Annotated in this window: 16 protein-coding genes and 3 tRNA genes; 1 reads left to right on the top strand and 18 read right to left on the bottom strand. The window is 59.0% G+C overall.

Annotation, left to right across the window (positions count from 1 at the left end):
• Positions 1-4: 4 nt before the first annotated feature.
• The 4 genes from ACM6HV_RS24915 to ACM6HV_RS24900 all read right to left on the bottom strand — a co-directional run bounded on the left by ACM6HV_RS24915 (position 5) and on the right by ACM6HV_RS24900 (position 5,971).
• Positions 5-2,035 carry a methyl-accepting chemotaxis protein gene (locus tag ACM6HV_RS24915; RefSeq protein WP_414905538.1) on the bottom strand — a complete coding sequence of 677 codons (2,031 nt, stop codon included), beginning with the start codon at positions 2,033-2,035 and terminating at the stop codon, positions 5-7.
• 288 nt (positions 2,036-2,323) lie between these two features.
• Entirely contained in the window at positions 2,324-3,163 is an 840-nt protein-coding gene (ampE, locus tag ACM6HV_RS24910) for a regulatory signaling modulator protein AmpE (RefSeq protein WP_414905537.1), read from the bottom strand.
• On the bottom strand, positions 3,160-3,720 hold the full coding sequence (ampD, locus tag ACM6HV_RS24905) for a 1,6-anhydro-N-acetylmuramyl-L-alanine amidase AmpD (protein WP_414905536.1): 561 nt from the start codon (positions 3,718-3,720) through the stop codon (positions 3,160-3,162). Before ampD ends, ampE begins: the two co-directional genes overlap by 4 nt.
• 64 nt (positions 3,721-3,784) lie before the next feature.
• Positions 3,785-5,971, bottom strand: coding sequence for a DUF1631 domain-containing protein (locus ACM6HV_RS24900; protein ID WP_414905535.1), 2,187 nt, complete (start codon positions 5,969-5,971; stop codon positions 3,785-3,787).
• Between the two features lie 305 nt (positions 5,972-6,276).
• Here ACM6HV_RS24900 and nadC point away from each other — a divergent pair, with 305 nt between their 5' ends.
• Complete coding sequence (nadC, locus tag ACM6HV_RS24895) at positions 6,277-7,125, top strand: carboxylating nicotinate-nucleotide diphosphorylase (protein WP_095139818.1); 849 nt, start codon at positions 6,277-6,279, stop codon at positions 7,123-7,125.
• Positions 7,126-7,176: 51 nt separating this feature from the next.
• On the opposite strand, the gene ACM6HV_RS24890 is transcribed toward nadC, so the two are convergent.
• The 14 genes from ACM6HV_RS24890 to glmM all read right to left on the bottom strand — a co-directional run bounded on the left by ACM6HV_RS24890 (position 7,177) and on the right by glmM (position 19,705).
• Positions 7,177-7,476 carry a DUF6388 family protein gene (locus ACM6HV_RS24890; RefSeq protein WP_414905534.1) on the bottom strand — a complete coding sequence of 100 codons (300 nt, stop codon included), beginning with the start codon at positions 7,474-7,476 and terminating at the stop codon, positions 7,177-7,179.
• A gap of 229 nt (positions 7,477-7,705) precedes the next feature.
• Positions 7,706-7,781 (bottom strand) — tRNA-Thr (locus ACM6HV_RS24885).
• Between the two features lie 257 nt (positions 7,782-8,038).
• Positions 8,039-10,144: a polyribonucleotide nucleotidyltransferase gene (pnp, locus tag ACM6HV_RS24880; protein ID WP_007961443.1), complete on the bottom strand. Its 2,106-nt coding sequence runs from the start codon at positions 10,142-10,144 to the stop codon at positions 8,039-8,041.
• A gap of 193 nt (positions 10,145-10,337) precedes the next feature.
• Complete coding sequence (gene rpsO / locus ACM6HV_RS24875) at positions 10,338-10,607, bottom strand: 30S ribosomal protein S15 (protein ID WP_003221553.1); 270 nt, start codon at positions 10,605-10,607, stop codon at positions 10,338-10,340.
• Between the two features lie 115 nt (positions 10,608-10,722).
• A complete protein-coding gene (truB, locus tag ACM6HV_RS24870) occupies positions 10,723-11,640 on the bottom strand; it encodes a tRNA pseudouridine(55) synthase TruB (protein ID WP_024011571.1) in 918 nt (305 codons plus the stop codon).
• 4 nt (positions 11,641-11,644) lie between these two features.
• Positions 11,645-12,043, bottom strand: a complete 399-nt coding sequence (gene rbfA / locus ACM6HV_RS24865) for a 30S ribosome-binding factor RbfA (RefSeq protein WP_007961438.1) — start codon at positions 12,041-12,043, stop codon at positions 11,645-11,647.
• Positions 12,044-12,200: 157 nt separating this feature from the next.
• The gene (gene infB, locus ACM6HV_RS24860) at positions 12,201-14,720 is read right to left on the bottom strand and encodes a translation initiation factor IF-2 (RefSeq protein ID WP_041066807.1); all 2,520 of its coding nucleotides are present in this window, start codon (positions 14,718-14,720) and stop codon (positions 12,201-12,203) included.
• A gap of 27 nt (positions 14,721-14,747) precedes the next feature.
• Positions 14,748-16,229, bottom strand: coding sequence for a transcription termination factor NusA (gene nusA / locus ACM6HV_RS24855; RefSeq protein WP_003221546.1), 1,482 nt, complete (start codon positions 16,227-16,229; stop codon positions 14,748-14,750).
• A 47-nt stretch (positions 16,230-16,276) separates the two neighbouring features.
• Positions 16,277-16,735, bottom strand: a complete 459-nt coding sequence (rimP, locus tag ACM6HV_RS24850; RefSeq protein ID WP_007973115.1) for a ribosome maturation factor RimP — start codon at positions 16,733-16,735, stop codon at positions 16,277-16,279.
• 138 nt (positions 16,736-16,873) lie between these two features.
• A tRNA-Met gene (locus tag ACM6HV_RS24845) sits at positions 16,874-16,950 on the bottom strand.
• Between the two features lie 97 nt (positions 16,951-17,047).
• Positions 17,048-17,133: transfer RNA gene (locus tag ACM6HV_RS24840), tRNA-Leu, on the bottom strand.
• A gap of 22 nt (positions 17,134-17,155) precedes the next feature.
• Positions 17,156-17,542: a preprotein translocase subunit SecG gene (gene secG, locus ACM6HV_RS24835; protein WP_027610782.1), complete on the bottom strand. Its 387-nt coding sequence runs from the start codon at positions 17,540-17,542 to the stop codon at positions 17,156-17,158.
• Between the two features lie 4 nt (positions 17,543-17,546).
• Positions 17,547-18,302 (bottom strand): triose-phosphate isomerase, encoded by a 756-nt coding sequence (gene tpiA / locus ACM6HV_RS24830; protein ID WP_145597276.1) that lies wholly within the window; start codon positions 18,300-18,302, stop codon positions 17,547-17,549.
• Between the two features lie 65 nt (positions 18,303-18,367).
• Positions 18,368-19,705, bottom strand: coding sequence for a phosphoglucosamine mutase (glmM, locus tag ACM6HV_RS24825; protein ID WP_414905533.1), 1,338 nt, complete (start codon positions 19,703-19,705; stop codon positions 18,368-18,370).
• Between the last annotated feature and the right edge of the window lie 14 nt (positions 19,706-19,719).

The raw sequence follows: 19,719 nt of genomic DNA, 5'->3' as shown, positions 1-19,719 counted from the left end.
GGATTCAGACGCGGAACGCACTGATCAGCTGTTTGAGTTCCACCACCTGCGCCGACAATGCCCGGCTGGCGTCCTCGGTCTGATGCGCACCTTGGGCCGTGCGTTCACCGGCGCGGTTGATCTCGACGATGTTCTGGTCGATGTCATGCGCGACGGCGGTCTGCTGCTCCACGGCAGCGGCGATCTGCTGGTTCTGATCGACGATCATGCCTACCGCACCCAAGATATTTTCCAACGCCTGCTGGACCTTTTCCGACTGCCCGACCGTGCCGTTGGCCATCTGATGGCTGACGCCCATGGCTTTCACCGCCGCACCCACGCCGCCATGCAGTTTGGCGATCATCTGTTCGATTTCCTCGGTCGATTGCTGAGTGCGTTTGGCCAACGTACGCACTTCGTCCGCCACCACCGCAAATCCTCGGCCCTGCTCGCCGGCACGGGCGGCTTCGATGGCCGCGTTAAGCGCCAGCAGATTGGTCTGCTCGGCAATGCTCTTGATCACTTCCAGCACGCGGCTGATCGACTGGCTGTCGCTGGCCAACTGATTGATCACCAGCACCGATTGGTCGATCTCGCTGGCCAGCGCAGCAATGCTGCCCTGCTGCGACTCCACCAGTGTGCGACCGCTGACGGTTTCATCGTTGACGCTGTGCGCGCTGCTCACCGCTGCCGCCGCGCTGCGTGCGACTTCCAGCGAGGTCGCCGACATCTGATTCATCGCGGTCGCGACTTGCTCGATCTGCGTGCGCTGCCCGGCCACCGCCTGATTGCTTTGCGCGGAGACGTTTTCCACCTGCCCGGCCTGGCGCTCGACCTCGGCCACGGTATGGCCGACCCGTTCGATCAAGTCGTGGATCTTCCTTACGGTGCCGTTGAACACCTCGCCCAGCTCGCCGAGTTCATCGCGGCTGCTGGCCTTGAAATTGACCGTCATGTCACCGGCCGCGACCTTGTCCATCATCGCGCCCAAACGCTTGAGCGTGGTGCGGGTCGAGGCGTAGAAACCCGCGTAGAGATAGAAAATCAGCACGAACACCACCGCCAGCGCCACCGCCTGCAACACCATGTGCGTGCGGTTTTGCGCCAGGCGCTGCTGCAGTTGGGTATCGAGAAATTTCAAGGTCGCGTCATTGAGCTGGTAGGTCTGCGCCATCAGCCCGGTGACTTGGTCGTAAAACACCTGCCACGGAGTATCGAGGGTCTCGGCCACCACGACTTTCGCTTCAAACAGTTCACTGGCCTGTTTGAGCGAGGTCTTGCTGCTGTCGGACGGCGCGCTGAGGCTGGCGCGCGCGGCGTTGCTGGAATCGAGGGCATCCTGCAATTTCAGTGCGTATTCGGCCTGGAGCTTTTCGATCTGCGCCAGCAACTCGTCGAAGCGGGTACTCGACGAGCTGTTGAGAAAGCCCTGCCCCAACGAATACGAGCCAATGGCCCGACCTTCGCCGAGGGTTTGGGTGACGCCCGGGGTAATGTTGGTGAGCAACTCGCTGAGCTGGCGGATGTCGCTCTGGTTGTCACGGCTCAAACCGGCCTGACTGGCGATGATCTGGCTGAAAATCTGCGCGTTGCCGAGCAGCTTGCCGATCATTGCGCTTTTGCTTTGCAGGGAGCTTTCCACCTGTTGGACCTTGAACGCGCTGATCATCTCATCGCGTTTGCCGTCGAACAGTTTGATCTGTTCGGGATCGTCAGTCATCGCCTGCAGACCTTGCAAGCGCGCCAGCACGGCTTGCTCCAGGCTGCTGATCTGCGCCTCGAGGTTGTCGGCCTTGCCCGACTGCCCGAGGACGACGTTGATCTGTACCAGATTGTTCAGGGTTTCCAGATCCCGGCGCAGGCTCAGGCTGCTGCCCAGCAGATCGAGGCTCTGCAATTCGACCCGGGTGCCCTGGAATTCGCGGTAGGAATCGCGCACCAGATAGAAATTGGTCACCAGCATCGGCACCAGGAACAGCACGCTGATCAGGCTGAACTTCATGCCGAAGCTCAGACGGTTCATCAGCGAGACGGCGGGATAGAGCAAGCTCTTCACTGGAAGTCTCCCTTGGTTTTTCTTGTTTTTATTGGCAGGCGCGGGGCGACAGCAGATAGCCACTATCGGGCGCTGTCTCTGTATAGCTCAAATCGGCGGGAGGTTTTGTAACTTAAGGTTAACGACTTCAGGGCGAGACAAAGACCACTGTGGCGAGGGAGCTTGCTCCCGCTGGGTGGCGAAGCCACCCTCGCTGTTCATCACTCACAACGTGTTTGTATGATTTGCGACTGCTGCGCAGCCGAGCGGGAGCAAGCTCCCTCGCCACAAAGTGTTTACTTGGATTTCTTAGTGAATCAGCACCGTCCACAAGGCAAACCCGGCATACCACAGCACCGCCGCGCGCAGCAGCAGTTCCCACAGGCAATCGAGGGTGTTGATACCTTCAGGGCCGACCACCGGCGGCGGGATCTCGCCTGCTGCCAGGCCGACCTTGTTGATCAGATGCGCGGCGCTGATGTTCCAGTTCAACAGCTCGTGCAACATCACCCGGCTGACCGCGACGAAGTTGCCGACCAGTGCAAGGCTGGCAGCCAGCAGGCGCACCGGCAACCAGTCAAAGGCGTGACGTAACTGGCCGGCACGTTCGGCGAGCGCCGGGTTCTGGCTGTTTTCTTCCGCCAATGCCAGCAAGCGATAAGCCAGCGCCGCGACCGGACCGAGCACGAAGTACCAGAAAATCACCGCGAAGAAGCTCTGATAGGCCTGCCACAGCAGGTGACGCTGGACCTGTTCCAGCAATTGCTCACCGCTGTCGGCACAGATATCCAGATCACGCTTGGCCACATGCGCGGCCGCTTGCAGGTCTTCACGCCGCCAGGCGTCACGGAACGGCCCGAGTCCTCCGAGCAGATCACCGCGGCCCAAGGCGTAAATCACTACCACCAAATGCACCGGCAAGGCCAGCAAGCCGTATGCGACGGGTTCCAGTACCAGCAGCAACAAGCCGAGCAGCGCCACCGGCAGCAACACCAGAATGGTCAGCACCAGCCACGGTCGATTCGATAATCGTGGGCTGCTTTCGAGTTTGTGCAGCTCGCGGATCCATCCGCCATCGCGTTGAACCCGATGGCGCAAGGCCGAGAACTTCTCGATCCAGACCGCCAGCAGTAACACCAGAAAACTCATTGTCCTTCCTCTTGTGCCAGGGCTGCGCGGTAACGCGCCCAGTCGAATGCCGGGCCAGGATCGGTCTTGCGCCCGGGTGCGATGTCGCTGTGCCCGCAGATACGGGCGCCGGTGATGGCCGGAAATGCGGTTTGCAGCTGACGCGTCAGCGTGATCAGCGCCTGATACTGCGCATCGGTAAAGGGCAGATCATCGGTGCCTTCGAGTTCGATGCCCACGGAAAAATCGTTACAGGTTTCCCGGCCTTCAAACTTCGACACGCCCGCATGCCACGCCCGCTCAAGACAGGAGACAAACTGGGTGACAGTGCCGTCACGTTCGATCAGAAAATGCGCCGAGACGCGCAAGTCGGCAATCCCTGCAAAATAGGGATGCTCGGTGACATCCAGACGATTCTGGAAAAATTCCTGCACCTTGCCGGTGGCGAACTGCGCCGGCGGCAGGCTGATGTTGTGGATCACCAACAGGGAGATTTCGCCCGCAGGGCGTTCATTGAAGTTGGGCGATGGGCAGACCTGCACCCCGTGACACCACCCGCTAACGGGATCCAACTGCATACCGATTCCTTCAACGCCGACTGTGTTGGCGCCCAGTATGCCGTGATCGGCCCCCGGCGCGCGATCACTTGCCGCGATTGAGGCGCCGCAGATTGCCGAGCACCGACTCCAGCGCCCGATCAAACAGCAAGGTGTCATCCAGCGCCCGCACCGCGCCCCGGCGGAATTCAAGGGCCAGGTCGATGCGGCTGCGCTCCAGCACTTTCATCCCGGTACGGTCGACAAACACGTATTTGCCGGTGGCTTCGATGACCGCCGCGAGCTTGCAGCGCAGGCTGTGCTCGTCGTCTTCCTGGAAGGCGACCCAACTGCCCAGACGCAGTTGCTCCACCTGACGCAGGCCGGGGTCGTCGTGCGCCAGGCCACTGGCATTCAGGCCGATCGCGCCCTCATCAGCGGCGCGCAGGGTAATGTGCTGCGACACTTCAACCAGCGCCGGCGCATCGGCCGGTGGCGGCTCGGATGAGGGCTCAAGCACCCGCACATGCAACGCTTCCAGCTCGCTGAAAAATTCGCTGGTGGCAAAGGGGTCGAACGCCGAACTGCTCAGGCCATCACGCAATGATTTGAGCAAACCGGGCACCAGCGCCAGCAATCGCAGACCGGCGTCCGCCTCATCATGACGCTGCACGCTCCAGATCAATTGTTCCATGGTCTGCACATCGGCCTGCCATTCAGCCGACTGGTCGCCATGCTTGAGGCACGTCAGCAGCAGCACTTTGCTCCACGCATCACGCACGAACATTACCACCGAAGGCGGCAGGACTTTCCCCAGCAGCGCCAGATTCAACACCTGCTCGACCCGCTGCCGGGCCAACTCGGTTTTCGCTCGCCCTTCCTCGGCGTCGCGCAAACGCTGCTCAAGCAATTCGCTGCGCCGCCGCTCATCGCTGGTGAAGGCGAGGAAGTCTGCGAGCAATTCGGAGAAGATCGCCGGGTCGTCAACGAACTCGGTGAGCAGGCGCTGCACCACTTGTTCGATGCGCAGATACAGGCTGTCACGCGCCTCGCCGCTGCAATCGCCCCAGCCCATGGCGGCATCGGCGATTTCATTGAGCAGGCGTCGCGCCGGGTGGCTGCCTCGGCTGAAGAAGCTTTTGTCGAGCACCGCCACTTTGAGCATCGGAATCTGCAGACGGGCGATCAACGCCTTGAGCGAATCCGGCAGGTTAGGGTCTTCGAGGATGCAGTCGAAGACCATCGCAATCAGGTTGATCACGTCTTCATCCGCACCGTCGACGATGCGCGATTTGCCGCTCCTGACGCTGACCCGTGTCAGCAATTGTTCGAGCTGGTTGCGCAGGTCGAAGTCATCCTGCGCCGCCAGCGCCGGGACGTATTGCTGCAGATGCGAGAGCAGGCGCAACAGATCGCGGGTACTGATCGGCTGCGTCGCGACGCTCGGCTCCAGGGTCGGCGCGACGCTGCCGCGCACGTGCAGGAGCAACTCCTGCAACGCGGCGAAAACTTCCTGTACGCCTTCGTCGGCGGGAGCCGGCTCGTCGCTTTCTTCGCTGCTGATGCTCGCTGCCGCACGCTCGATCGCGCGACGCGCAGGTGCCGGTTTCAACTCGGGCAACACGCCAGTGGCGACCAGCAATTGATTGGCCTCGGCGTACAACGGCTCGGTGTCGGCCAGTACGTAGCGTTCGAACAGTTTGAGCAAGATCAGCTTGACCTTGATCTCCACCCCCAGGTTGCGCCCGGCTTGCAGAAAAAACTCGCAGAGCATCGTCGGCCCGAGCGGGTTGTGCTGGTTGTCGAAATTCTTGCCCAGCAACACGTTGAGCCGCGCAGTCAGTTGATCGAGGGCAAAGCCGTCACGCTTGAGCACCCGACCGACCATGGTCTCGACCGCTACATTGCGCTCCATGTCGTCGGTGCGCGGTGCCGACTCTTCGAACATCAACGAATCGGGCAACGTGTGCTGAACGGGGTCGTACTGGATGAGGGCGACGAATGCTTCGAAAAATTGTTCGAGAAACCCGCGCTCGATGTTTTTGCGTTTGAGGCGCAGGTCGCGCATGGCTTCGAAAAAGATGTTCTGTTCGACATCGTTGCGCGCCCGGTCGGCCATTTCGAACAGGGTGTCGTCGGCGTTATCGAACAACTCCTGCAAACCATGGCGCAGTTGCTGGGCCGCCTTGTCGCGGACCTGAAGCAGAATCACAGGCAGGCGGGCGAGCGGCGAGTGATTCGCCTGATCGGTAGCGGCCTTGTGCAAAGGCACTACATTCCCGTCGTTGTGCATCCAAGCCTCCTGAAACGGTGATTCCACTGGGCAGTTACCGCGCAATTCCCTGTGGGAGCGGGCTTGCTCTCACATCAGCGTCAAAGCCATGACGTCAAATGCAAGGCGGATTATCTTGCAAAACTTGTCGCGGGCGCTATAGCCGTCAGGGTTTCCCCTATGCCTGCAACACCTTCCAGTGACCACGAGAAGCGCTGCTTTGCTCACAGAAAATCGACCAGTTGCAGTCTGCCACGCGCGTTCTCGCCTTGGGTTGGCTCTCGCCATGCCCCTATAATCGGCGCACTTAGTTTGTGGAGCCCGTTATGCCGAATCTACGTCTCGCCGATCTGACCGCCGAAATCGAAGCCAACGTGCGCCGCGCGTTGCTCGAAGACGTCGGCAGCGGCGACATCACCGCGCAACTGATCCCGGCCGAACGTCTGGCCAAAGCCACCATCATTACTCGTGACGACGCCGTCATCTGCGGCACGGCGTGGGTCGACACGGTGTTTCGCCAGCTCGATCCGCGCGTCGCGGTGCATTGGCAGGTGCGGGATGGCGAACGGGTCAAACCCAATCAGCCGCTGTTTCACCTGGAAGGCCCGGCGCGTTCGTTGCTGACGGGCGAGCGCAGCGCGCTGAACTTCCTGCAACTGCTGTCCGGCGTGGCGACGCGTGCGCAGTACCTGGCGGACTTCGTGGCGCAGACCCAGGTCAAGCTGCTGGATACCCGCAAGACCCTGCCGGGCCTGCGTCTGGCGCAGAAATACGCAGTGACCTGCGGCGGTTGCCACAACCACCGCATCGGCCTCTACGACGCGTTCCTGATCAAGGAAAACCACATCGCCGCCAGCGGCGGCATTGCGCAGGCCATCGCCGCCGCGCACAAGATCGCGCCGGGCAAACCGGTGGAAGTCGAAGTGGAAAGTCTGGAAGAGCTGAAAGAAGCGCTGACAGCCGGCGCCGACATCATCATGCTCGACGAGTTGAGCCTGGACGACATGCGCGAAGCCGTGCGCCTGAACGGCGGCAAGGCCAAACTGGAAGCCAGTGGCGGCATCAACGAAAGCACGCTGCTGCCGATCGCCGAGACTGGAGTGGATTACATCTCGATCGGTGCGATGACCAAGGATGTAAAAGCGGTAGACCTGTCGATGCGCCTCAGCCTCTGAGGCCCTCACGCCATAAAAAACGCCAGCCCGGTTAAGGCTGGCGTTTTTGTTTCAGACCACCAGATTGTTCATCTCGCAGTACTCTTCCCAATCGACGCCCAACACTTCGGCCGCCTCCTTGTGCAGTTCCAGACGCTTGGCCTCAAACGCTTCAGGGGTGCTGGTGTACTTGAGCGTCAACTCCCACGGCTGCAAGCCCTGAGATTCGGCTTCGTCCTCGAATGCCCACTGGATCTGGTCTTTCTGATCATCAGGACTCAGGTCCTTGATCTCTTCTTTAAGGTCCGGGACGTCCTGAATGTATTTTTCCAGCGCTAGTGCGTGACGTTGCTCTTGAGTTAATTCGGTCATGGCGTTCTCGCTGATCGTAAGAATGGAGGATGGATCTGGATCATCTAGGATCTCTCTGACGCGGATTGTCCGGCCTTCGGAACCATTCGGGATCATCTGAAAACTGCTAAGCGATGCTCATGCAGGCACCGAATATAGGACGTTTGCATGACGAATTACACGGCTCTTTACATCTCTCGCACAAAAACCTTGACCGGCGAGACATAAATCGCGGGATTGCGCGAGGGGATGGTGCCCGAGACAGGAATCGAACCTGCGACCTTCGCGTTACGAGTGCGCTGCTCTACCGGCTGAGCTACACGGGCGGTGGGCTAAACCTAGCACCGGTCTCGGGCTGCGGCAAATTTGAGCGTGTTTCTGCTGATTATCACTTGTGGCGAGGGAGCTTGCTCCCGCTGGGTTGCGCAGCGACCCCAACCTTTCTGAGGCTGATGTTTTCTACGACTGCTGCGCAGCCGGGCGGGAGCAAGCTCCCTCGCCACAAATGCGTTTATGGCAGACAAAAAAATGCCCCGCCGTTTTCACGGCGGGGCATTTTCATTGCGCTAAGGCTGTGGGCTGATTAAACGCCCGAAGCCTTGGCCGCTGCCACGTCTTTGATGGACAGCTTGATACGGCCGCGGTTGTCCACGTCCAGTACCAGCACTTCCACTTCCTGACCTTCTTTCAGGATGTCGGTGACTTTCTCTACGCGAGCGTCGCTCAGCATCGAGATGTGCACCAGACCGTCCTTGCCCGGCAGGATGTTGACGAATGCGCCGAAGTCGACGATGCGCTCAACCTTGCCGACGTAGATCTTGCCGATCTCGGCTTCTGCAGTGATGCTCAGAACGCGCTGACGAGCAGCTTCTGCGGCATCCTTGGTTTCGCCGAAGATCTTGATCGAACCGTCGTCTTCGATGTCGATCGAAGCCTTGGTTTCTTCGCAGATCGCACGGATGGTCGCGCCACCTTTACCGATAACGTCACGAATCTTGTCGGTGTCGATCTTCATCGCGATCATGGTCGGCGCGTTGGCCGACAGTTCGGTACGCGACTGGCCGATGATCTGGTTCATCTGGCCGAGGATGTTCAGGCGCGCTTCCAGGGCTTGGCCCAGAGCGATTTCCATGATTTCTTCGGTGATGCCCTTGATCTTGATGTCCATCTGCAGCGCAGTAACGCCTTTGGCGGTACCGGCTACTTTGAAGTCCATGTCGCCCAGGTGGTCTTCGTCACCCAGGATGTCGGTCAGGACGGCGAACTTCTCGCCTTCTTTAACCAGACCCATGGCGATACCGGCAACCGGCGCCTTCATTGGCACACCAGCGTCCATCAGGGCCAGGGAAGCGCCGCAAACAGAAGCCATCGAGCTCGAACCGTTGGATTCGGTGATTTCCGAAACCACACGGATGGTGTACGGGAACACGTCAGCGGCTGGCAGCATGGCCGAAACCGAACGACGGGCCAGACGGCCGTGACCGATTTCACGACGACCAGCGCCACCCATGCGACCACACTCGCCCACCGAGAACGGAGGGAAGTTGTAGTGCAGCATGAACGGGTCTTTTTTCTCGCCTTCCAGGGTGTCCAGCAGCTGTGCGTCACGGGCGGTACCCAGCGTCGCGACTACCAGAGCCTGGGTTTCGCCACGGGTGAACAGCGCCGAACCGTGAGTCTTCGGCAGCACGCCGACTTCGATGTTCAGCGGACGTACGGTGCGGGTGTCGCGGCCGTCGATACGTGGCTTGCCGTTAACGATGTTTTCGCGAACGGTGCGATATTCGATTTCACCGAAAGCGGCTTTGACGTCGGCAGCCGAAGGCTGGCCTTCTTCGCCGGACAGCTTGGCCACAACCTGGTCTTTCAGCTCGCCCAGACGTGCATAGCGGTCAGCCTTGACGGTGATGGTGTAAGCCTGGGAGATCGCTTCGCCGAACTCGGCACGGATCGCGCCCAGCAGTTCGGTAGCTTCCGGAGCAGGCGCCCAGGTCCAGGTTGGCTTGGCGGCTTCAGCGGCCAGTTCTTTGACGGCGTTGATCACCACCTGGAACTCGTCGTGAGCAAACAGTACCGCGCCCAGCATCTGGTCTTCGGTCAGCTCTTTGGCTTCCGATTCAACCATCAGTACGGCGTCGGAGGTACCGGCAACGACCATGTCCAGGCTCGAAGCAGCTTGCTGCTCGTAGGTCGGGTTCAGCAGGTAGCCGGTGCTTTCGTGGAAAGCGACGCGAGCGGCGCCAATCGGGCCGTCGAACGGAATACCCGAGATGGCCAGGGCAGCCGAGGTACCGATCATCGCAGCGATGTCCGGATCGGTCTTCTTGCTGGTGGAAACGACGGTGCAGACAACCTGCACTTCGTTCATGAAGCCTTCCGGGAACAGCGGACGGATCGGACGGTCGATCAGTCGGGAAGTCAGGGTTTCTTTCTCGGAAGGACGGCCTTCACGCTTGAAGAAACCGCCAGGGATCTTACCGGCAGCGTAAGTCTTTTCCTGGTAGTGAACGGACAGAGGGAAGAAGCCCTTGCCTGGATCGGCTTGCTTGGCACCGACTACGGTCACCAATACGCTGACGTCGTCGTCAACGGTGACCAATACTGCGCCGGAGGCCTGACGGGCGATACGGCCAGTCTCGAGGGTAACGGTCGACTGACCGAACTGGAATTTTTTGATTACCGGGTTCACGGTGTCCTACCTTCTTTGTGGCTCTTGGGGGAACTGGTTTCTTGCGAAATTCTTGGGCAATGTCGGGAATCGGCCCGCTGACTGTCCGGGTAAAACGGTAGTGCAGATAAAACTTGAGGCTGGGAGCCTGCCAGCCACCAGCGGAAAACCGCTGATGCCTGACAGACAACCAACCTCATAGCGCAATCGCTGATTAGCGACGCAGACCCAGGCGGCCGATCAGAGCGCTGTAACGGCTCAGATCTTTGCCTTTCAGGTAATCCAGCAGCTTGCGACGCTGGTTTACCATGCGGATCAGACCACGACGGGAGTGGTGGTCTTTACCGTTGGCCTTGAAGTGACCTTGCAGTTTGTTGATGTTGGCGGTCAGCAGTGCAACTTGCACTTCTGGCGAACCAGTATCACCAACAGCTTGCTGGTAGTCGGCAACGATTTGAGCTTTTTCTTGAACGTCGAGAGCCATGAGGCAATCCTTTTATCAGGAAACTGTTTCAAAAACAGTTTCAACAGGCCAGGGACAAATCCCTGTATCTATAAATGAGTAGTGACCGTGCCTGTTAACAGCCACACTCGTTCGGTCATTCTGACCGAATCAGTCGACGCGGCGCGATGCGCCCGTCTTCGCTCACTTCACCGATACCGATGAAGCGACCATTGTGATCCTGTACCCGTACCATGCCGAACTTCGGAGCATCCGGGGCACGTACCGGCTGGCCGTTGAGCCAGTAGAACGCACTCGCTTCGGAGAAGTGCAGCAGCGGCCAATCCTGCAGGCCGCTGTCCGATGGCATCAGGAAGCGGTCGACCGCTTCGTTGCCGCCTTCGGCATGTACCGCTTCCAGCTCTTCGAGGGTCACGGTCTGCGCCAGGGTGAAAGGCCCGGCCTGGGTACGCCGCAGTTCCGCGACGTACGCACCACAACCGAGTTGCTCACCGATATCCTCCACCAGGGTGCGGATATAGGTGCCCTTGCTGCAATCCACCGCAAGACGCGCAGTATCGCCTTCGAAGGCCAGCAATTCCAAGCGCGCAATAGTAACAGAACGCGGTTCGCGCTCCACTACTTCGCCTGCACGAGCCAGCTTGTACAACGGCTGACCGTCACGCTTGAGTGCCGAGTACATCGGCGGTATCTGACTGATTTGCCCGCGAAATTTCGGCAGAACCGCTTCGACATCGGCGCGACCAACGGTCACCGGGCGCTCCTGCAAAACCTCACCCTCGGCGTCCGCCGTGGTGGTGGTCTTGCCCAGTTGCGCCAGGGTTTCGTAACCCTTGTCGGAATCGAGCAGGTATTGCGAGAACTTCGTTGCCTCACCAAAGCACAGCGGCAAGACACCGGTGGCCAACGGGTCGAGGCTGCCGGTGTGACCGGCCTTCTCGGCGTTGAGCAACCAGCGAACCTTCTGCAACGCGGCGTTGGAGGTGAACCCCAGCGGCTTGTCGAGCAGGATGATACCGCTGACGTTACGACGGATACGTTTGACCTGAGCCACCGAATTACTCCTTGGTGTCTTCAGGTGCAGCAGCCACGTGCTGATTGTCCTCAGCCACGGCGCGCTCGATCAGGGCCGACAGGTGCGCGCCACGCACGACGCTTTCGTCGTAGTGGAAATGCAATTGCGGCACGCTGCGCAGCTTCATTTCACGGGCCAGTTGCATGCGCAGGAAGCCTGCGGCAGCGTTGAGCACCTTGATGCTTTGCGCGATGTCTTCGGCGTTGTCCTGACCCATCACGGTGATGAAGATCTTCGCGTGACCGACGTCACGACTGACTTCTACAGCGGTAATGGTGACCAGGCCGACGCGCGGGTCTTTGACTTCACGACGGATCAGTTGGGCCAGCTCACGCTGCATCTGATCGCCGATACGTTGGGTACGGCTGTATTCTTTTGCCATGATTTTGTTACCTGTTACTGCCCCACGGTGAAACCCGCAAGGTCTGAAAGCGGCAAACGCCCGGCCTGACAAAAGCCAGACCGGGCGTTGCGTTTAGAGTCCTGACGCCGTGGCGCGCATCTGCATGCGGCTCGGCGTGGCCCTTGAAGTGCGCGAGTCAGAGGCTGCGAGCAACCTGAACCTTCTCGAAGACTTCGATCTTGTCACCGACTTTGACGTCGTTGTAGCTCTTCACGCCGATACCGCATTCCATGCCGGCACGTACTTCCGAAGCGTCATCCTTGAAGCGGCGCAGGGATTCCAGCTCGCCTTCGAAGATAACGATGTCTTCACGCAGTACACGGATCGGACGGTTACGGTGCACAACACCTTCGATCACCATGCAACCGGCGATCGCGCCAAACTTCGGCGAACGGAACACGTCACGCACTTCGGCCACACCCAGGATGTTCTCGCGAACATCGCTGCCGAGCATGCCGGTCAGGGCTTTCTTGACGTCTTCGATGATGTCGTAGATCACGTTGTAGTAACGCATGTCCAGACCTTCCTGCTCGACGATCTTCCGTGCGCCAGCATCGGCACGCACGTTGAAGCCGAACAGTACAGCGTTGGAAGCCAGTGCCAGGTTGGCGTCGGACTCGGTGATACCACCGACACCGCCACCGACTACGCGCACTTGCACTTCGTCGTTGCCCAGGCCGTTCAGAGCGCCCTGCAAAGCTTCCAGCGAACCACGGACGTCGGATTTGAGGACGATGTTGAGCGTCTTCTTCTCTTCCTGGCCCATGTTTTCGAAGATATTTTCCAGCTTGCCGGCGTGAGCGCGAGCCAGTTTGACTTCGCGGAACTTGCCTTGACGGAACAGAGCCACTTCACGGGCTTTCTTCTCGTCGGCAACCACGCTCATCTCGTCGCCAGCGTCTGGCGTACCGTCAAGACCCAGGATTTCGACCGGAATGGCCGGACCTGCTTCCTTGATCGGCTTGCCGTTCTCGTCGAGCATGGCGCGCACGCGGCCATAGTTCGAGCCGACCAGCACCATGTCGCCTTGACGCAGCGTACCGTCCTGAACCAGCACGGTGGCCACCGGGCCACGGCCCTTGTCCAGACGCGATTCAACGACAACACCACGGCCAGGAGCCGATGGCGTCGCGGTCAGTTCGAGCACTTCGGCCTGCAGCAGAACGGCTTCGAGCAGTTCGTCAACGCCGGTACCCATTTTCGCCGAAACCGGTACGAATGGCGTGTCGCCGCCCCAGTCTTCGGAAGTCACGCCGTGAACCGACAGTTCGCTACGGATGCGATCGAGGTCGGCACCCGGCTTGTCGATCTTGTTCACCGCAACCACCAGAGGAACGCCAGCCGCCTGAGCGTGCTGAACAGCCTCGATGGTTTGCGGCATCACGCCGTCGTCCGCCGCAACCACCAGGATCACGATGTCGGTCGCCTTGGCACCACGGGCACGCATGGCGGTAAACGCCGCGTGACCCGGGGTGTCGAGGAACGTCACCATGCCACGGTCAGTTTCAACGTGGTATGCACCGATGTGCTGGGTAATGCCGCCGGCTTCGCCCGCTGCTACCTTGGCACGACGGATGTAGTCGAGCAGGGAAGTCTTACCGTGGTCAACGTGGCCCATTACGGTCACGACTGGCGCACGGGAAACTGCCTCGCCTTCAAACTTCAGGGACTCGGCCAGGGAGTCTTCCAGGGCGGTGTCGCTGACCAGGGTCACTTTGTGGCCCAGCTCTTCAGCGACCAGTTGAGCAGTTTCCTGATCGAGTACCTGGTTGATGGTCGCTGGAGTGCCCAGTTTGAACATGAACTTGATGATTTCAGCAGCCTTGACCGACATCTGCTGAGCGAGATCGCCAACAGTGATGGTTTCGCCGATCTTCACTTCACGCACGACAGGACCGGTAGGGTTCTGGAAACCGTGAGCGTTGCGTTTCTTCAGCTTGGCCTTGCCGCGACCACCACGACGGAAGCCGTCGCTTTCTTCGTCGGTTGTGCGTGGCGCCACACGTGGAGCCGGCGCTTTTTCTTTGACCGATGCGCGATGCGGAGCGTTTTTGCGCTCGCCGTCGCCGCCGCCACGACGACTGTTATCGTCGGCACGTGGCTTGTCCGGACGGCGCTGTTCGTCACGCTTGCGCGTGTCGGCAGCTGGCGCAGCAGCGACAACCGGTGCGGCTTCGCGCACAGGTTCAGCGACTGGCGCAGGTGCTGCAACAGCTTCGGCAGGAGCGCTCGGCGCAGCAGCAGGCTGGCGACGCGCTTCTTCTTCAGCGCGCTGCTTGGCTTCTTCTTCAGCCTTCTGACGGGCAGCATTTTCCACTGCGCGACGCTCTTCCAGTTCACGCTGGCGCTCGGCTTCGATTTCTTCCGGGCTACGCTGTACGAAAACCTTCTTCTTGCGAACTTCTACGCTGATGCTCTTGCTACCAGCCACACGCAGGGTGCTGGTGGTTTTACGCTGCAGCGTGATTTTGCGTGGTTCTTCCACTTTCGCCTTGTGGCTGCTTTTCAAGTGAGTCAGCAGGGATTGCTTCTCACTGTCAGTCACATGTTCTTCGGCGGCGGTGTGCGGCAGACCTGCCTCACGCATCTGCTGCAACAGGCGCTCTACCGGTGTTTTGACCTCATCGGCCAGTTGTTTCACCGTGACTTGCGTCATGCACTTCTCTCCTCAGGCCGCGCCTAATTACTCGAACCAGTGGGCTCGGGCGGCCATGATCAACTTGCCGGCACGATCATCGTCAATGCCGTCGATGTCGAGCAGGTCGTCAATAGACTGCTCGGCCAGGTCTTCGCGGGTAATTACGCCGCGCACCGCCAGTTCCATCGCCAAATCCTTGTCCATACCCTCAAGCGAGAGCAGGTCTTCGGCCGGATGGGCGTCTGCCAGCTTTTCCTCAGTAGCGATGGCTTTGGTCAACAAACGATCCTTGGCACGAGCGCGAAGCTCGTTGACGATGTCTTCGTCAAAGCCGTCGATGTTGAGCATTTCTTCCAACGGTACGTAGGCAATCTCTTCCAGGCTGGTGAAGCCTTCATCTACCAGCACCTGAGCCAGCTCCTCGTCGACTTCCAGCTCGTCGATGAAGTTGCGCAGGATGTCGCCGGTTTCTGCTTGTTGCTTAGCCTGGATGTCCGATTCGGTCATCACGTTCAGGGTCCAGCCTGTCAACTGGCTCGCCAGACGCACGTTCTGACCACCACGACCGATGGCCTGAGCCAGATTGTCTGCGCCAACGGCGATGTCCATGGCATGGGCATCTTCGTCAACGATAATGGCCGCCACTTCTGCCGGCGACATGGCATTGATCACGAACTGCGCCGGGTTATCGTCCCACAGGACGATGTCGACACGCTCGCCACCCAACTCGCCCGACACGGCCTGGACGCGCGAACCGCGCATACCGATGCACGCGCCCTGCGGGTCGATGCGTTTGTCCTTGGAGCGGACAGCGATCTTGGCACGCGAACCCGGATCACGGGACGCCGCCATGACTTCGATCAGGCCTTCGGCGATCTCCGGCACTTCGATGCGGAACAACTCGATCAGCATTTCCGGCGCGGTACGCGACAGGATCAGCTGCGGGCCGCGGTTCTCGGTGCGGATTTCCTTGAGCAGTGCACGCAGGCGCACACCGACACGGAAGGTTTCGCGAGAAATGATGTCTTCACGGGCCAGCAACGCTTCGGCGTTGTTGCCCAGATCGACGATCACGTTGTCGCGGGTGACTTTCTTCACGGTGCCGGAGATGATTTCTCCCAGGCGCTCGCGATAGGCGTCGACCACTTGAGCGCGCTCGGCTTCACGGACTTTCTGCACGATGACCTGTTTGGCGGTCTGTGCAGCAATGCGGCCGAACTCGATGGATTCGATCTTTTCTTCGACGACGTCGCCGACCTTGGCGCCCGGATGCGTTTCGGCAACCTTGCTTGGCCAGGTTTCGATCGCAGGATCGTCGAGATCATTTTCTTCGACGACTGTCCAGCGACGGAAAGTCTCGTAGGAACCGGTGTGGCGGTTAATTTCCACACGCAGGTCAACTTCGTCTTCAAAACGCTTTTTGGTAGCAGTGGCCAGAGCCAGCTCCAGCGCTTCAAAAATCACGCTTGCCGGTACGCCCTTTTCATTGGATACCGACTCAACAACCAGCAGTACTTCTTTGCTCATCGTACGCCTCGCCTTTCGCAAGCCATTGGATCCGCGGGATCCGCGTCTCAGTCAAAACTGGGAATAATGTTGGCCTTGTCGATCATATCGATCGGCAACAGGAACTCATGGTCTTCTACCTGCACCACGACGTCCTGTTCTTCTACACCGCGCAGAAGGCCCTGAAAGTTGCGTCGACCTTCAAAAGGCGAGCGCAGCTTGATCTTCACTTGTTCACCGGCAAATTTTGCAAACTGCTCAAGAGTGAACAGTGGGCGTTCCATGCCAGGCGAGGAAACTTCGAGGGTGTATTCAACGGAGATCGGATCTTCAACATCCAGGACACCGCTGATCTGACGGCTGACAATGGCGCAATCGTCCACCAGCACGCCACCCTCTTTATCGATATAAACACGCAACATCGAGTGACGACCCTGAGCCGAAAACTCGATACCCCAGCATTCATAGCCTAGGGCCACGACCACCGGGGCCAACAAGGCCTGCAACTCTTCTAGCTTGCTCGACACCTGAACCCCCTCGTGCATGTAAATGCATGCGCTGCAAAATAAAAAAATGGGCGAAACGCCCATCCTTGAAACGCCGTCGAACAGCGGCGCAGAAAGTATCCAGCTAACAAAAAGCCCCTGAAAAGGGGCTCCTTAAACTGGTTGCGGGGGCCGGATTTGAACCGACGACCTTCGGGTTATGAGCCCGACGAGCTACCAGACTGCTCCACCCCGCGACAAAGCTGGGGCGGAAGTATACGACCGATCCCTTATAGGGTCAATGTAACCTTCCACCTGCAAGAAAGCCCGCAACAGCGGGCTCTCCTGACTAATTGGTACCGAGAAGGGGACTCGAACCCCTACACCCTATGGGCACAACCACCTCAAGGTTGCGTGTCTACCAATTCCACCACCTCGGCAAAACTACGTTTGAAACTCTTCTTACTTCTGCTCTTGAGCTGGAGGTACGTCAGTCGCTGGAGTAGCCGACTTTTGCTCTTGAAGCACCGGGACATCATCAGAAGCCGGTTGTTGTTGCTTAGGTACTTCCAACACTGCTGGATCTGGCAAACCTGCTTGAGTCAGCTGATGAGCCTTCTCTTTAGCAAAGTAACCTAACCCCAAGCTGGTTATGAAGAAACCGGCGGCAAGTATAGCAGTAAACTTACTAAGAAAGGTAGAGGAACCTTGGCTTCCGAACACAGTATTTGAAGCACCTGCTCCGAAAGACGCGCCAGCGTCCGCACCCTTACCCTGCTGCAGCAAAACCAGAGCAACTACGCCCAATGCACCCAGCAGATGAAAAACGACTACGACTGTTTCCAGCATTTTTTCAGTTTCCCGCGGCGCGACAAATCGCACCGAACTCATCTGCATTCAGGGAAGCTCCACCAATGAGCCCCCCATCGATATCCGGCATGCCGAACAGTTCGACCGCATTGGCCGCCTTCACGCTGCCGCCGTATAGAAGCCGCACACCTCGCGCGACTTCAGAATTCTCTGCCGCCAACTGCTCACGAATGGCTTTATGCACATCCTGAGCCTGTTGCGGCGTTGCAGTCAGTCCGGTACCAATGGCCCAGACAGGCTCGTAAGCAATGACTGCCTTGGCAAAGGCACCAACACCCAGCTCCTCGATGATGCTGCCCAGCTGACGCCCGACAACCTCAAGAGTTTTTCCGCCTTCGCGCTGTTCGAGGGTCTCCCCTACACACAACACCGGAATCAAGCCACATGCCTGTGCCGCTGCGAACTTGCGATTCAGCATCCCGTCTCGCTCGCCCATTATCTGGCGGCGTTCGGAGTGCCCGACAAGCACCAGGGAACAACCTGCATCCACCAACTGACTAGGCGCAATCTCGCCAGTCAACGCACCTTGCATGGATTCCACCGCAGAATTCTGCGCACCGACCGAAATCGATTTACCTTTCAAGCCATCAATCACTTGATTGATATGCAAGCAAGGCGGGAATACCGCGACATCAACACCGCTTGGCAAGGCCAGATGACGAAGGCCGTTGATCAGCTCAGCGACGCTGGCGCGGGTACCGTGCATCTTCCAGTTACCAGCTACCATAGGGCGACGCATGCTGTACCTCGTCGGTCAAAGTGGGCGCAGATGTTACCCAACACAATCATGGCTGGCAAGCCGAATCAGGCAGAAACTTCAGTTACCAGTTTTGCCAGTTCTTCGGCGTAGCTGCGAACCTGAGTTTCGTCCTCGCCTTCGACCATCACACGCACCAATGGCTCTGTGCCGGACTTGCGCAGAAGCACCCGGCCACGACCCGCCATTGCCTCGGTTACACGCGCACTGGCTTCCTTGACAGCCGGATGCTCAAGCGGACTTTCGCCACCACCGAAGCGCACATTGATCAGTACCTGAGGGCACTTGCGCAAAGCCTGACGCGTTTGGGCAAGGCCTTCATTGCGGGTTTTCAGTGCCATCAGCACCTGCAACGCAGCAATGATTGCATCACCTGTAGTGGTGTGATTGAAGCAAACGACATGCCCCGAGTTCTCACCACCAACCAGCCAGTTACGCTCCAGCAACTCGGCGATCACATAACGGTCACCGACATTGGCTCGAATGAACGGTATCGAAAGATCCGCCAGTGCGAGCTCAAGCCCCAAATTACTCATCAGGGTACCGACTACCCCACCCTGCAACTTGCCACGCTCGTGCAAGTCACGCGCAATGATGAACAGCAGCTCGTCGCCATCGACAATGGCGCCCGTGTGATCGACCATCAACACCCGGTCACCGTCACCATCAAAGGCGACCCCCAGATCAGCGTGCTCGGCGAGAACAGCGGCCTGCAGCGGCCCCATATGGGTCGAACCGCAATTGTCATTGATGTTCAGACCATTGGGCTGAGCCGACAGCACGACCACTTCAGCGCCCAACTCACGAAAGACACTTGGAGCAACCTTGTAGGTCGCTCCGTGTGCGCAGTCGATCACAATTTTCAAACCGGAAAAGCTGGTACCGGTAGGCACACTGCTTTTACAGAATTCGATGTAGCGACCCGAAGCGTCGTTGATACGCGACACCTTGCCAATTTTGCTCGACTCAACCACGGTCATCGGGGTATCGAGCAATTCTTCGATCATCAGCTCCAACTCGTCAGGCAGCTTGGTGCCTTTACCCGAGAAGAACTTGATGCCGTTATCGTCATGCGGGTTATGTGAAGCACTGATCACGATCCCGGCTTCGGCTTGAAACGTGCGCGACAGATAGGCAATGGCGGGCGTCGGCATCGGACCGAGCAACATCACATCGGCGCCCGCCGACGTCAAACCTGCCTCAAGCGCCGATTCGAACATGTAGCCAGAGATTCGCGTGTCCTTGCCAACCAGCACCTTGCACGCGCCCATCTTGCGAAAGGCCATACCGGCCGCCCAGCCGAGCTTGAGCATGAAGTCCGGAGTGATCGGATATTCACCGACACGACCACGAATACCGTCAGTACCAAAGTATTTCTTGCTCATAAGTGCTCCATCAT

It is taken from the genome of Pseudomonas sp. IT-P260 (assembly GCF_949768395.1).
Classification (GTDB): Bacteria; Pseudomonadota; Gammaproteobacteria; order Pseudomonadales; family Pseudomonadaceae; genus Aquipseudomonas; species Aquipseudomonas parakoreensis.
This window is presented reverse-complemented; position numbering and strand designations above follow the sequence as displayed.